We start from the raw sequence: 15,451 nt of genomic DNA on the forward strand, positions 1-15,451 counted from the left end.
CAACACGTTAAAAAGAATAATTACATTTTGTAAATTTATGAACATTTATGAGTCATTTTTTTAAAAAATGTTTAATTTTATCAACATCAAGGATAAGGATTGAGTATGGATATCTCCTCACACGATGAACACCTACCCCCTAAAAAACAAAAGTTTTATCAAATCCTCTATGTTCAAGTTATTTTTGCCATTGTACTTGGTATCCTTCTTGGACACTTTTGGCCAGATATTGGTGCAAGTTTAAAGCCGTTAGGTGATGCATTTATTAAACTGGTCAAAATGATTATTGCACCTGTTATTTTCTTGACGGTTGTCACTGGAATATCAGGCATGAAACATATGGGAACTGTAGGACGAGTAACGGGTAAAGCGATGCTTTATTTCCTAACATTCTCTACACTCGCATTAATCGTCGGGATGATTGTTGCCAATATTATTAAACCAGGACAAGGTTTAAATATTGACCCTACATCATTAAAATCAGAGAAAGTTGTTGAGTATGCTGAGAAAGCACATGACGCTTCTATTGTCGACTTCTTACTGAATATTCTTCCAACAACCATTGTTAGCCCATTAACAAGTGGCGACATTCTACAAGTTCTATTTGTTGCCGTATTATTTGGTTTATCCTTGGCTGCGGTAGGCGAAAAAGGTCAACCGATTGTAGACTTCTTAAACAATCTTACAGCACCCGTATTTCATTTAGTTGGAATGCTGATGAAATTTGCTCCGATTGGTGCTTTTGGTGCAATGGCATTTACAATTGGTAAGTATGGTATTGAAAGTATTGGAAATCTTTTACTTTTAATTATGACATTCTATATCACGGCCTTACTCTTTATTCTGGTTATTTTGGGTGCAGTGGCGCGCTATAATGGATTTAGAATTACAGATCTGATTCGCTATATCAAAGATGAATTATGGTTAGTTTTAGGGACCAGTTCATCCGAAGCCGCACTTCCATCATTGATGCGTAAAATGGAAAAAGCAGGCTGCGAAAAATCTGTGGTTGGCTTGGTTATTCCTACTGGTTATTCATTTAACCTCGATGGTACCAACATCTATATGACGATGGCGGCGCTCTTTATTGCACAAGCATGTAATATCGATTTGAGTATTCAAGACCAAATCTTATTATTGCTCGTTGCAATGCTGAGCTCTAAAGGTGCTGCTGGTGTTACAGGTGCTGGATTTATTACCTTAGCTGCAACATTATCTGTTGTTCCAGCAGTTCCTGTTGCAGGTATGGCTTTAATTCTAGGTATTGACCGCTTTATGTCTGAGTGTCGTGCACTGACCAATTTAGTCGGTAATGCGTGTGCGACGATTGTTGTGGCACGTTGGGACAATGCTTTAGACAAAGACAAACTGGCTACTGCATTCGCTCATCCGAGTAAAGCGCACTATGATGCTAAAGCAGTTGAACAACATCGTGAAGATCCAATGGATTAAAACATCCTATAAGCAATATTTATAATAAGAAGGAGCTTTTGAGCTCCTTTTTTATATAAAGCAATTATGAATAGATCAGAAAATTACAAATAACTATCAACAGCTATTTGCATATAAAATGAAGCACTAACTGAAAAATATGTTTAATACACAAAGCTTAAAATGATGTATTTCTTAAAAAAGCATTTGTCTAATTTACCCATTCTCAATAGATTGGTTTTATTCAGACAATACCAGACTTAAACAAAAGTACTTCATTCAAAAGACTTAACGAAAACCGTATTGCATCCCTATTTCAGTACTCATCAAAGAAAAGATTTAGACGTTCCATTCATTATTTTAAAGCTTAAATTTTTAATTGTTTTTTGATCTACCATTTTCGTCAATTTGATTCATTACCACAGATGTTCATATACTTTATCTATAAAAAAAAGAGCCTTTCGGCCCTTTAATTTCACATCTAAACTTATCTTGATCAATATTCTACTTAACCGAAACGGCCGGTAATATAAGCTTCAGTCAATTGGTGATCTGGTTGAGTAAAGACTTTCTCTGTAGAGTTAACTTCGATTAAGTCACCTAAATGAAAGTATGCTGTACGATCAGATACACGCGCTGCTTGTTGCATGGAGTGGGTTACAATTGCGATTGTATATTGCGTAGAAAGCTCAGAGATTAGCTCCTCAACTTTTGCTGTTGCAATTGGATCGAGCGCAGAACATGGTTCATCCATTAAAATCACTTCAGGGCTTACCGCAATCGTACGTGCAATACACAAACGTTGTTGCTGACCACCTGAAAGTCCTGTACCTGGCTGACTTAAACGATCTTTTACTTCATCCCACAAACCTGCTTTACGCAAACTATTTTCAACAATCTCTTCTAAATCATACTTATCTTTGGCTAAACCATGCAGTTTAGGACCATAAGCAACATTATCAAAAATTGATTTAGGGAACGGGTTTGGTTTTTGAAATACCATTCCAACTTGAGCACGGAGCAACACAACATCTAGATTTGGATCATAAATGTCTTGGTTGTCTAAACGCACTTTACCTGTTACACGGCAAGTATCAATCGTATCGTTCATACGGTTCAAGGTACGTAGAAATGTTGATTTACCACAACCTGATGGTCCAATAAATGCAATCACTTCATTTTCATAAACTTGAAGATCAATACCTTTAATCGCTTCTGCGTCACCATAGTAAACATGCACATCTTCAGCACTAAGTTTCACAGTTGTATTTTTTTCTTTCTTCGGTGTCGAAGACTCAAACTGGGAGACAAAAGAAGTGCTTGCTTGCTTTTGCTTACTATCAGTCGATGTAAATTGAGATTGTTCAGAATTCACGGTTGTATCCTGTCTTAAGGAATTTTTAGTTTCTACAGTATTCATCTCTATTCTGCCCTCTTTTACCAGCGAACTTCAAATTTCTTACGTAACCAAATTGCAAAGCTGTTTAGACCGACCATAAGTGCCAATAACACAATGATGGCTGCAGCCGTACGCCCTTCGAAGAAGTTACGTAATTCATTACCTTGCCATAAGTAAACTTGAACAGGTAAAGCCGTAGATTGATCTAATGGAGATACTGGAATATTTGCAACGAAAGCGCTCATACCAATTAATAGTAATGGTGCGGTTTCACCCAATGCATGAGCAATACCAATAATCGCACCTGTCATAATCCCCGGTAGAGCCAAAGGCAATACATGGTGGAATACTGTTTGTAAACGAGAAGCACCAATACCTAACGCCGCTTGGCGAATTGATGGTGGTACTGCCTTCAATGAAGCACGTGTGGTAATAATCACTGTAGGCAAAGTCATTAAACTTAAGACCAAACCACCAACCAAAGGTGCGGATATAGGTAAATGCATCCAACCAATAAAGATGGCAGCACCCAATAAACCAAATACAATCGATGGAACTGCTGCAAGGTTATTGATATTGACTTCAATGATGTCAGTAATAAAGTTTTTCGGTGCAAACTCTTCTAGATAAATCGCACTTGCTACACCCAATGGAATAGAAATCGCGATCACAATTAACATCATGAACAATGAACCCATAAATGCACCAGCCAAACCTGCTGTTGCTGGTGAGCTGCGTGAATCTGGGTTGGTGAACATTTGCGTGTTAAAAGTACGGTTAATAATCCCTTTCGCAGCTAAGTCATCAGAAAGTTGACGTACTTCTGGACTAAGTTGTTGTTGCTCATCAGGCAATGAACGATCAATATGACCAGCTAACCACACATCAATGTTGGCATCAGCAAGGAAATTGAGCTCTACTGTTTTACCAATCAATGCTGGATCTTTAAAGACCATATCACGGATACGATATGCCTCTGAACTGGTATAGATGCCAGAAAGATCATCACGACGACTTTCAAGTGCAGGGTCTTTTGCAATGATTGCATTTACAATCAATGCATCCCAATCAACCATACCCATTTTAGTTTGCCAGTCGACATAACGCTCTTGAAATACAGCAGGAGATTCACCTACTTTTTGTGTTGGTTTTGGTCCTGCATCAATCATACTTGGATCAAAATACACAGGTACAGTCATACTTGCTTGCCAAAATGCTGGCAACCCTTTGTATAAGATACTTCCAAATAAAATTGCAACAAATGCCAAACCAATAATCACTGCTGAAAAGCCAGCAAAACGGAAGGTCTTTTCTTTACGATGACGTTTTGACAATGAGCTGGCGATTCTAGCTTTACGTTTCTCTCGCAACTCAGCGGCAGCTTGAGGATCAAATACATTTTGATCCACAGGAGATGTATTTGATGTACTCATTCGTATTGCTCACGATATTTACGCACAATATAAAGTGCGACAATGTTTAAACACAATGTAATGGTAAATAAAGTTAAACCCAGTGCAAACGCAACCAATGCCTGCGGACTTGCAAAGTCTGTATCACCTGTTAATTGTTTTACAATCGTTACAGTGACTGTTGAGACAGCTTCTAGTGGATTGATATGTAACAGTGGACTATTACCAGCAGCGAGTACCACAATCATGGTTTCACCGACTGCACGAGATACTGCAAGTAAGAATGCACCCGTAATACCTGGTAAGGCCGCTGGAAGAACCACTTGACGAATAGTTTCAGATTTGGTCGCACCTAAACCTAAAGAACCATCACGTAAGGCACGTGGCACTTGAGTGATAATGTCATCTGACAAAGAAGATACAAATGGGATAATCATAATACCCATTGCAAAACCTGCTGTTAAAGCACTGGTCGCATTAACCTCAACGCCAATAGAGTCGCCAATAGATTTGAAGATTGGACCAATCACCATCATGGCAAAAACACCATAAACAATGGTTGGAATACCCGCCAAAACTTCAATTGTTGGCTTTGCCCATGAACGGAATCGAGGTGATGCATATTCAGCAAGATAAATTGCAATCATTAAACCCAGTGGAACAGCAACCAGTAGTGCAATACCACTGACCATGAGTGTTCCCCACAGTAATGGTAATAAACCATAACTTCCTTCAGCATTACCTGACGTACTAAAGCCAGGATTCCACTCTGTACCAAAGAAGAAGTCGATTGGACTGACAAACTGGAAAAAGTGCATCGCTTCACTGAACATCGACATCACAATACCCACAGTCGTGAGGATCGCAACACCTGAACACAGGATCAAAACAACGTTAATGGTTTTTTCAACTTCGTTACGTGCACGAAATTGTTGACTAATTCTTTTTCTTGCCCAAATCAATCCAAGGATCGCAGCACAAGTTACCACAGCAAACTTTGCAAACGAGCCAATTCTTTCAAATTTTGAGAGTTGTTCTGCAGCTGCAACCTCATAAGCTGCTGGCGTATCTGTCACACCAAAGCCAGAGGCAATTGCTTTAATACGATCCACCAGTACATCTACCCCAGCTGTATCTAGCGTTGAAGCAATATTTGCTGGAACATTTTTTAAAATTAGATGTTGTAAAACACTTGGTTCTACCAAGTTCCAAACTATCAAAATTAAAAAAGCTGGAATTCCACACCACAACGCCACCAAAGAGCCATAATAGCCAGGACGTGAATGTAAAATTGCAGTGTTATTTCCCTTACCTGCTAGGCTTCGGCTTTTTCGTAGCCCGATTTGATATGCGATAGCAATTAAAGCCAATAACACGCCAATGAGTAGCAGATTCATGTATTCTCCACCGTTTTTTCAATTTCAATAATTTGAAAAAACTCTACTTAGCAAGGAAAGCCGATGGTAGTCACCCACCATCAGCTCCATTATTGCGGTTTTATTATTTACCAGCTTTAAAACCAGCCAATACTTTTGCACGTTCAGCGTCTGACAATGAAATCAAACCAGCTTTATCTAACTTAGAACCTTTACCAGATACCTTCTTGTTAAGGAAGTATTCAGTATATTCTTTTAAGCCTTTGATTGACTGTAAGTGTTCACCTTTTACATAGAAGTATAAAGGACGAGATACAGGGTAAGTACCATTTAAAACAGTTTGCTCAGAAGGAACAACATTGTTCACTGTCGCAACACGTAATTTATCTTTATTTTGATCATAGAAACCTAAGCCAAATACACCTACCGCACTTGGAGATGTTTTTAAACGCGCTAGAGTTTCAGTATAATCACCTGCAATTTCAATTACTTTACCGTCTTTACGGAAGCTAGAACATGCTTTTTTCTGAGCATCTTTGTCTAACTTTTTAAAGTAATCATAACTTTCACAACCCGCTTCAACCATTTTTTCTTGGAACACTTCACGTGTACCGTGGTTAGAAGCAGGAACAACTAAAGTAATTGGCTCATTTGGAAGCGATTTATCAATTTGGTTCCAACGTGTATATGGGTTTGGTACCAATTTACCATTTGATGGTAATTCAGCTGCTAGGGCTGCAAATACGTGTTGTGGACGTAATTTATAAGCTGCTTTGCTTGCATTCGAAGCAAAAACGATGCCGTCATAACCGATTTTTATTTCTTGGACTTTATTTACGCCAGCTTTTTTACACGCTGCGATTTCAGTATCTTTAATTTTACGTGAAGCATTTGCGATATCAATTGTGTTATCGCCCACACCTGAACAGAACTGTTTAAGACCAGCAGAACTACCGCCTGAGCCAACTACAGGTGCTTTAAATTGAGGGAAAGTATTACCAAATTCTTCAGCAACAATACTCGCATAAGGAAGTACAGTAGAAGAACCAGCGATTTGGATGGTATCACGAGCGTTTGCTGCTACTGCTGCCCCTGAAACTGCTAATGCAAGTGCGATGTGATTAATGCGCATTCTTTTCTCTCTTAAATAAACTGCAATTTTGAAGTACACCACTTCTTGTTGTGTCGTACTTTTCGGATAACTGCATTTTGATTTTAAAATATGACAAATAAGTTACAGCTTTATGACGCTTTTATGATATTTGATAATTCACATTTGATTTTATTAAAAATCTTTTAAATTCAATATGTAATCAACTGTGTTCTATTTTTTAAATTTGAGGATATTACAATTCAAATTGTAATATTTCATGTGTATGTCACAAAAGTTGTATTAAGGTTTACCCATTTCAAACGACACGTTACGTCGTGATAGCCTTATTTTTCCATCTAAAAACCCTTAAAATAAATAAAAAAGAGCAATTTAAATGATCAGATTAAATCGTAAAGAATGGCATGAAACTTTTCTAAAGATGGTGGCCTCGGCCAGTATGATTACGTTCATTATCTATATGAGTTGTTGGATTATTTACTTTTTATTGGCACAAACTAGTCAATACAATCTGATCCAAAATATTGTCATTAGTTTTAGCTTCATCAGTTTATTTATATTAACCATGCAAACCTTACGTTCAATGTATCAAGTCTACTATTTACCTTTAATGAATAGTTGCAGGTTAAATTATCAAAAAATAATTTTCTTTTGCAGCAGTTTCTCCATAGCACTTATTGTAGTCAGCTCATTTTTATTAAATTTTGGAAAAATGTTAAAAGATTATTACAGCTAAGCCAATACAAAAGATCCACCGCTTAACATGCCCACTATTCAATCAAGTGTTCTATTTTTCTTAATCATTCAACACAATAATTGAAATTTCAAAGAACACGGCATTGTTTTATATTCAAATGAGCACTCCATAAAAGATTTGAATATGAATAGCAAAACGTCTAGCAGCTTCAATCCTGACCTTCCCGTTCATATGACCTTCTCAGAACATGACTGGCAGCTCTTAGCCCAATATTGGTATCCAATTGCATTAGTAAGAGACATTACTGAGCAGCCTCTAGGAACCATGTTGCTGGATATGCCATTGGTCATTTATAAAATAGATACTGAAATCATTGTTGCCAAAGATGCCTGCCCACATCGCGGTGTTCCTTTAAGCATCGGAACAAATGATGGTCAAGGTATCGTTTGCCGTTATCATGGTTTACGCTTTGGTGAAAATGGAAAATGTAATCGTATCCCTGCGCATCCCAATCATAAAATTTCGGACCGCTTCCACCTAAAAACCTATGCTGCAGTTGAACGTTATGGATTAATCTGGTGTTCACTTTTAGCAAAAAAGCAAGATATACCCAATATCCCAAATATGCCGCATTGGGATGAGACCACGTATCAACAACTGATTTGCCCTCAAGTCGATTTAAAATGTTTTGCTGGTCGACAATTGGAAGGTTTTATCGATGTTGCTCATTTTGCATGGGTACATCCAGAAACTTTTGGTGACCCAGAAAATACTGAAGTGCCTGATTACACCACGCAAGAAACAGACTATGGTTTTAGTGCTGATTATATCAGTAGTGTAGGTCGTTACCCGATTGGTCTAGATCAATTAGGACAAGCGGATTTTCAATGGTTACGCCATTTTGAAATTCATTTGCCTTTTACCGCAACATTAACCATTCATTTCCCCAATCAAGCGAAACAGGTCATTATGAATGCTGCCTCGCCCATGACAGCACGTAGTACTCGATTATTTGCCCCAATTTGTCGTAACTATGATCAAGATTTACCAATAGAAGATGCTTATGAATACAACCTTAAAATCTTTGAAGAAGACCGTTTGATCGTTGAGACTCAAAAACCAGAATATCTACCTTTAGATTTATCCATTGAGGCGCACTTCCCTGCTGACCGCAGTTCAAGTATGTATCGCCGTTTATTAAGAAAAATAGGATTTAGCCCATTATTCGCCGCATAAATCAGTTTCATGCCATGTTTTATAGAAGTTGATCAGGCTTCTTTAAAACAATAAAACCTGAACGTATCGCTCTATATATTTATAATTTTTTCAAGTTGATTAAATTTAACTCAAAAGTTTCTATTAAAATTGCACTCTTCGATTAAAAGATTAAAATGCACATTACATAAATGAAGTGACTCCAATTAGGTGGTATAACATGCAACAAATGTGGTCAGACATCGATGCCTATATCGAATCACATTTAATTCCTGAAGATCCAATCCTCATACAAACATTAAAAAACACTGAGGATAAAGGATTTCCAGACCACCTTGCTGTTGCCGCAAATCAGGGCATGTTATTGCAAATGTTGATTCAAATGAACAAATGCAAACGTGTTTTAGAATTAGGTACTTTTGCAGCTTATAGCACTATGTGGTTAGCCCGTGCCTTACCTGATGATGGTTATATTTTAACGATTGAAGGTCGTGATACGCATGCTGCTCTAGGTCAAGAAAATATAGATCAGGCCAAGCTCAAACAAACCGTTGAATTAAAGTGTGGTCGTGCAGCCGATATTTTAAAAGCGTTGCCTGAAGCTACAGAACCTTTTGACTTTATTTTTGTCGATGCTGATAAACAAAGCTATCCTGAATATTTAGAATTAAGCTTAAGTCTGTCACATTCAGGTACAGTGATTGTTTTGGACAACGTGATTCGTGCTGGTGACATTCTTGACCCAGACAATGTCAAACCAAGTATTGAAGGGATCCGTGACATGTATAAAGCCATGCAAAACCATCCTAAAATTCTGTCATGTACGGCTTTGCAAACTGTAGGTAGCAAAGGGCATGATGGTTTTGCCATTGCAATTGTAAAATAAAGCATGCTGATTTAATTTTTAAAGCTGCTATTTAGATAGCAGCTTTTTTATAGCTAAAATTTTAACAACTCCATCTTAGCTTCAATCATTCTTCTTAGAGTTATCCCCTGAACTTGTTTGTAGAATTGTGGATAACTCAATAATGCTTTAATAAACTCATGAAAATAAAATACTTTTAATTGTCGATTAATTTTCAACCAGTTAAATTCATGGTTCATGAAAAAGCGCTTGCATTTCAAAATGCAATATTTTTATCAAATTTTTTAATCAAAAAAAATGCCACAAATCATATTATTTGTGGCATTTCATTTCTTCTGTTTGATCGGTCATTTGACTCAATCTCGATTGCTTAATCGCGTTGTCTTTCATCTTCAAATCAAACTTATTTTGCGACCAACAATGGAACTGCAGCATTTCTAAAAATAGTGGTGGTTACACTACCCAAAAAGAATTGATGAATTTTACTATGACTAAATGCACCTAGAACAATCAATTGAATTTGATGCTGGTCTTGATAATCCAAAATATTTTCAGCAACATCACCATAACGGTACTCTACCACCACATCCAAACCCGCATCTTTTAAACGTTGCGCAGGCTCATTGAGAATCTCAGGATGATCACCGACATAGAGTAAATGGCATTGCAAAAGTTTAAGCAAATCACTTTTTTCAACACGTTTTAGCATTTTTTGACATGTTTCTGAAAGCTCATAAGCAAAAATAAACCGTGTAGGTGGTTTAAATGTTTGCCCAACGGTTAATACGGTACTTTTGGTTCCACGAATAAAGTTTTCAACATTACTGCCCAGTATTTTATTCTTCTCAGCTGAACGCTCACCCACTCGACCGATGACAGCGATATCATCTTCAGTCAATTCATTGAAGCTTTGTTCGAGAAAATCACCTTTGGCTTGAATTTGAATCGGTGTGATATTGTATTTTTCTTGAATCATTTCAGAAATATGCTTGAGTAAATTATTACTGTAATCCAGTGCTAACTCACTTTGCTTTTGTTCAAGTTCAGCCAGCTCTTTAAGTAACATCGCATTACTTTCAAAGCCAATTACCCCACTAATTTCCCCTAAATGATAACTTGCAGGGTAATAATCCAATACTTGCAATAAAACCAGTTCACGACCAGTTTTTTGAGCAATCCATGCGGCTGCTTCTGCCAATGCATTGATGCACGGAGAAGAGTCAATACAAGCCACTACTCTGTTCATTTTAACCTCGCTTTAGCTTTACAGCTTTGGGTCTATATTATTGTTTTAAATTAGCATAAGTTTTTATAAGTTTGGACAACTTTATGTAATTAATCCCATAATTTAATTATGTATTTGTACAAACTGTGCGTTCATTCACGATAACGAATAAAACGCGCTGGGTTCCCTGCCACAATTTCTCGTTCAGCTACATTTTTAGTAACCATACTATTCATTCCAATCACCGCATGTGAAGCAATTTTTACACCATCTTTCACACCAACATGCGCGCCCAACCAAACATCCTGACCAATTTCAATGCCTTTGGAAGTCACAGCTTGTTGATAAACAGGAATACTCAAATCCATCCCATGATCAAAAGCATAAAGATGACAATAGGCGGCTATACGAACTTGATCATGTAATTTAATACCGACTTTGCCCCCATCCAAAATACAATGATGGTTGATCGCGACTTCATTACCAATCTCTAACGGTCCATGCAAGGTACAATCTGCCGCAATAAAAGTATTATCCCCAATGACAATTTTCCGTCCAGGCTCAGCAAATATATGCGCCAATGGTGAAATAAAGCAATTTTGACCTATTTCAACGGTTTCCATAGCCATTAAATACGCTTGATACTGCTGCTGCCACTGCTCCGCCCAAACTCGATTTTTCGGTTTAAGTGAATAATACAGCCACGGCATATAATTTAAGCGATGCTTATGTTGTTCGCGATATTTCAATAATGGGTCTTGTTCAATCATCAACGTCTTCCAACAATTTAAGTTGCTCACGCCCACGCGTTACATCTTGAATTTTTAACTTAAGTGGATCAATTTGATGTATTTGTAATAATGCCTCAACTTCAACCCCATCAGCAGTATATTGTTCTTTATATTCAATGTCTTGAGTATTCAATTCATACTGAAAAATTGACCATTCGCTGAATTGGCATTGAAAATAAATTTTCTTCTTTTCAATCAGTTCTATTTTTTCAGCCAAAAGCAAACATTGTCCTGCACAGCCACCATAGGCACGAACTAAACCACCTGTACCCAACTTGATACCACCATACCAGCGATTGACCAATACAATTGCATTGGTTAAATCATTGCCCTCAATAGTCGCAAGGATCGGGCGACCAGCTGTACCTGAAGGTTCACCATCGTCATTAAAACGAACATTATGGCCTATTTTCCATGCCCAGCATTGATGTGTTGTTGTTAGATCTAAATTTTTTTCCAGAAACATTTTAACTTGCTGTTCATTTTCAACAGGCGCTGAAATGGCTTGAAATCGACTCTTTTTAATGTCTTCCTCAAAAATCGTTTCGGATACAAGTGTATAAACCATAATGAAAATAAAGCATTCAAACTCAATATATTGCCATTATAACGTGCTTTTAAAAGACATTGGGCAATAAAAAACCCTAAGCGAACTTAGGGTTTTTTCAATTTACTGACTAAATTATAGGACAAGCTGATGATTTTGAAGCAAGAGTTTCAAGATATCATCTTCAGTTTTGCCGTTAAATGCAGCACCTGATTGCGCCAAATTATCCAATTGGAGTAAATCAGTTTTTCCGGTGTACGTAGTTCCTGCACCATCACGATCTATGGTAAGTGTGACATTATTACCATCAACTCTTACACCAAGATAGTTTTTCAAATAGTTTGCCGATGCTGTTAAATCAGCTGTGATATTTGCACTGTTAAAACCAATCAGTAAATCAGAAATATCAATGATGTCTGCATTCGTATCAGTGTTCACATTTCCAGAATGGAAGTCTGTCCAATGATCGATACCATTTCCACCACTTGCACTTGCACTTTCTAATACATGATATACAAGTACATCTGAACCAGCATTACCTGTAAAGGTATCATTCAGTTCACCACTAATCAGCGTATTACGTAGAGCATCTCCAGTGGTTATTGCATCAACAGTTACTGTAAGAGATGCTGTATGATCTTGACCAAAAACTGATAGTTTGTAATCGAATACTTCTTGACGACCAATTACGCCAGCACTCGGTGTATAAACATAGCTTCCATCACTTTTCACAAACAGACTGCCATACTCACCTTGCACCGTCACACCATTATATCCAACCTCTACAAACTGCCCATTGCCTGTATCAATACTAAATTTAGCATAAGATGGATTATAGGTATCATCTGTCAACATGTTGCCAATAATTGGAGCTGCGGTTACTGGGGCAATTTCATTATAGTGAGTAATGTCTTGCGCTAAGCTCACTGTAGCATTAAATCCTAAACCTATATTACCCGATGCAGATGCCGTAATTGTATAGGTTCCTGGGCCTAAATTAGGCATGTCGACAGTTATTGAACTTCCAAGTGCGTTGAGAAGAGGCTTACCGGTTATCGTCCCAACTACTGTACCATTTTGATCTTTGATTGTAAGAACAATCGTTGGCAATAGAGAAACTGAAAGTGGTGGGATATTTACTTTAACTACAACATGCGAAGAGTCTGTATTTGCTACATTAAATGTCGTCGGAACATAAGTACCACCACCACCACCTAATGTACCTGCCACTGCAAAACTAGCACCTTGATTCGCTTCACTTACTATTTGCACCACATTCGTTACAGCACCAATAGCCACATGCTCTGCATTATCTAGAATGATTGGAGCTGGGAGAGATACATCATTTTCTGGATTTGTATTATCCCAAACTACACCAGAGTTATCACCATCAATACGAATATTCAAATTCGCTGTTGCTTCACTACCATTGAAGTCCCTAATCGTATAGGTGAATGTATCTACCTTGCCAATATCCGCAGGATCACCATTACTTACATATTTATAATGTCCGTTTGGAGAAATATAAAGTGTTCCGTAAGCACCAACCACAACCGTGTTTGCACCAGATAATGTGACTGCAGGATCACCAACCTCATTGGCCACTTTAGTGACAAATGTTGTTGTATTTACTTCATCTGCTCCATCCACACTTGAAATTACATTTCCTTCTATGGTACTTGAACCCAAATATTTATTGGTTTGATCTTGCATGGTTAATTCAACACCACCAAATAACTGGGCAGATGCTGTTGAATCCAATAAATTCAAGATTTGTTGTAATAAACCAGAATCCGTTGGTTTCTCTTGCAGTGCGATGGTATAAACGCCTGGTGGCAAATTATCTAAATTAATCTGACCAGAATAATTAAAGATAATGCCCAACAATCCAGGTGGTGTTAGCTTTACAGCATCTTCCACTATGAAGTGTTCTTTTTGTATTACACCATTTTCATCCACATATTGACGTTCAAGTACAGCATTGAAAAACTTATCTGCCGTACCCAATAAAGCACCAATAAGACCGCCTATCGCAGCACTTACAACGCTACCGCTTACATTGACATGAATACTTGACGTGCTGTTTTCTTCAACTTCAAAATTAAATGGTACGGTATTACCTAAAGAGATATTTAATCCAAGTAAATTTACGCCCAGCAATTGTGAAGCTCTGCCATGTACACCAACATCATCACCCACGGATTCATGATAATTTTTAACAGTTGCAAGGTCGTCACGGGCAACAACTTGATCAACATAATCTGGCGGTGTTAATTCACCTGGATCTGCTGGTGTTCCTGCAATATTAATAATGATTTGAGCCGTATCAGATGTTGATCCGTTGGACAGTTTATAATCAAATATTTCAGTTTTTCCAACAGCCGATTCTCCTGCTGTCACAGTATAAGTAAAGACTCCAGTTAGTGTGTTAATTTCAAGACTTCCATACTCTCCTTGAATCGTAACACTACCTTGTGCAACAGACGCACCATCTATTTCAGTGATCGAACCACCACCAACTACATCTTGACCATTTCCATTATCAGCAAAAACATTACCTGTCACTGCATAGTTCGCAAAAACCTCTTCAGTTCCAGTTACACTAATATTTGTTTTTTCGTAAATCGTTAATAAGTTTGATAATAAAGGTGCAACAGCCGCATCAACAATGTAATCAATTACGCTAATTGGCAATACATTTAATAGTTGGTTAACGACACTCGAAAGCGGTAAACCGAGTGTATTTACAGGAATTAAAATTGTATTGACTAAAGCGAGAACTGGAGCACCTAATGGGCCAAGTACTGTATTAATTGCTGCCCCGATAGCTGCCGCATTTGAAGCACCCAGAATTTCTCCTTCGCCACCAAGGTCAGTAATAGCAACGTCTTTGAGTAAAGTTGTTAGAGCACTATCATCAGCCTGAACTGCAACAGTATAATTACCTTCAGGTAAATTAGTGAAATCAAGCTTAATTGAGTCGTTACTATTCACGACACCAATGATTCCAATACCACCCACAGTGACAATACCACCTTGACTGGTACCACGTGCAACCTCCACCGGTCCATTGGTAGTTTGCTGATAAATAACAATTTGAACAGCCTCACCGACCGAAATCAGATCTTGTTGTGAAACTGTGACAGAAATATTACCTGTCGCTCCCTTACCCGCACTTCCTGGCGTTTGTGGAATTGAAAAATTTAAACCAGTAGCATTATTCCCCAAGATATCAACAACTGCGATATCTGAACCTGCAACTTCTGTACGGTTTACTCGGACTTCCTGACCTAGATTTAATGCAAATTCATCATTTACAGCATTAAGTGGTGGAATAACAATCGAACCATTGGTCACTGAAGTTGGTGGAAGGGTTATTGCA

Annotated in this window: 11 protein-coding genes; 3 read left to right on the forward strand and 8 right to left on the reverse strand. The window is 37.8% G+C overall.

What is annotated here, in order from left to right:
- Nucleotides 1-105: 105 nt before the first annotated feature.
- Entirely contained in the window at nucleotides 106-1,452 is a 1,347-nt protein-coding gene (locus tag GJV03_RS20065) for a dicarboxylate/amino acid:cation symporter (RefSeq protein ID WP_056512019.1), read from the forward strand.
- Between the two features lie 487 nt (nucleotides 1,453-1,939).
- On the opposite strand, the gene pstB is transcribed toward GJV03_RS20065, so the two are convergent.
- From pstB to GJV03_RS20085, 4 genes are all read right to left on the reverse strand, one after another.
- Nucleotides 1,940-2,851, reverse strand: a complete 912-nt coding sequence (gene pstB, locus GJV03_RS20070; RefSeq protein ID WP_004719228.1) for a phosphate ABC transporter ATP-binding protein PstB — start codon at nucleotides 2,849-2,851, stop codon at nucleotides 1,940-1,942.
- A gap of 17 nt (nucleotides 2,852-2,868) precedes the next feature.
- A complete protein-coding gene (gene pstA / locus GJV03_RS20075) occupies nucleotides 2,869-4,263 on the reverse strand; it encodes a phosphate ABC transporter permease PstA (protein ID WP_004719227.1) in 1,395 nt (464 codons plus the stop codon).
- Nucleotides 4,260-5,639 (reverse strand): phosphate ABC transporter permease subunit PstC, encoded by a 1,380-nt coding sequence (gene pstC / locus GJV03_RS20080; protein WP_004719223.1) that lies wholly within the window; start codon nucleotides 5,637-5,639, stop codon nucleotides 4,260-4,262. The genes pstA and pstC overlap by 4 nt, the downstream gene beginning before the upstream one ends.
- Before the next feature lie 103 nt (nucleotides 5,640-5,742).
- Nucleotides 5,743-6,750 carry a substrate-binding domain-containing protein gene (locus tag GJV03_RS20085; RefSeq protein WP_004719220.1) on the reverse strand — a complete coding sequence of 336 codons (1,008 nt, stop codon included), beginning with the start codon at nucleotides 6,748-6,750 and terminating at the stop codon, nucleotides 5,743-5,745.
- An 859-nt stretch (nucleotides 6,751-7,609) separates the two neighbouring features.
- On the opposite strand from GJV03_RS20085, the gene GJV03_RS20095 reads away from it, so the two are divergent.
- On the forward strand, nucleotides 7,610-8,662 hold the full coding sequence (locus tag GJV03_RS20095) for a Rieske 2Fe-2S domain-containing protein (RefSeq protein ID WP_154130962.1): 1,053 nt from the start codon (nucleotides 7,610-7,612) through the stop codon (nucleotides 8,660-8,662).
- Between the two features lie 199 nt (nucleotides 8,663-8,861).
- The gene (locus GJV03_RS20100; protein ID WP_004719214.1) at nucleotides 8,862-9,527 is read left to right on the forward strand and encodes an O-methyltransferase; all 666 of its coding nucleotides are present in this window, start codon (nucleotides 8,862-8,864) and stop codon (nucleotides 9,525-9,527) included.
- A gap of 382 nt (nucleotides 9,528-9,909) precedes the next feature.
- Here GJV03_RS20100 and GJV03_RS20105 read toward each other — a convergent pair whose 3' ends face one another.
- The 4 genes from GJV03_RS20105 to GJV03_RS20120 form a co-directional block, all read right to left on the reverse strand.
- The gene (locus GJV03_RS20105) at nucleotides 9,910-10,752 is read right to left on the reverse strand and encodes a universal stress protein (protein WP_004719212.1); all 843 of its coding nucleotides are present in this window, start codon (nucleotides 10,750-10,752) and stop codon (nucleotides 9,910-9,912) included.
- A 131-nt stretch (nucleotides 10,753-10,883) separates the two neighbouring features.
- Entirely contained in the window at nucleotides 10,884-11,501 is a 618-nt protein-coding gene (locus tag GJV03_RS20110; protein ID WP_105713775.1) for an acyltransferase, read from the reverse strand.
- On the reverse strand, nucleotides 11,494-12,090 hold the full coding sequence (locus GJV03_RS20115; protein WP_154130963.1) for a YigZ family protein: 597 nt from the start codon (nucleotides 12,088-12,090) through the stop codon (nucleotides 11,494-11,496). The genes GJV03_RS20110 and GJV03_RS20115 overlap by 8 nt, the downstream gene beginning before the upstream one ends.
- 114 nt (nucleotides 12,091-12,204) lie before the next feature.
- On the reverse strand, nucleotides 12,205-15,451 hold a 3,247-nt coding region (locus tag GJV03_RS20120; RefSeq protein WP_252720754.1), incomplete at its 5' end, for a type I secretion C-terminal target domain-containing protein.

The organism is Acinetobacter sp. RIT698 (genome assembly GCF_009668065.1).
Taxonomy (GTDB): Bacteria; Pseudomonadota; Gammaproteobacteria; order Pseudomonadales; family Moraxellaceae; genus Acinetobacter; species Acinetobacter guillouiae.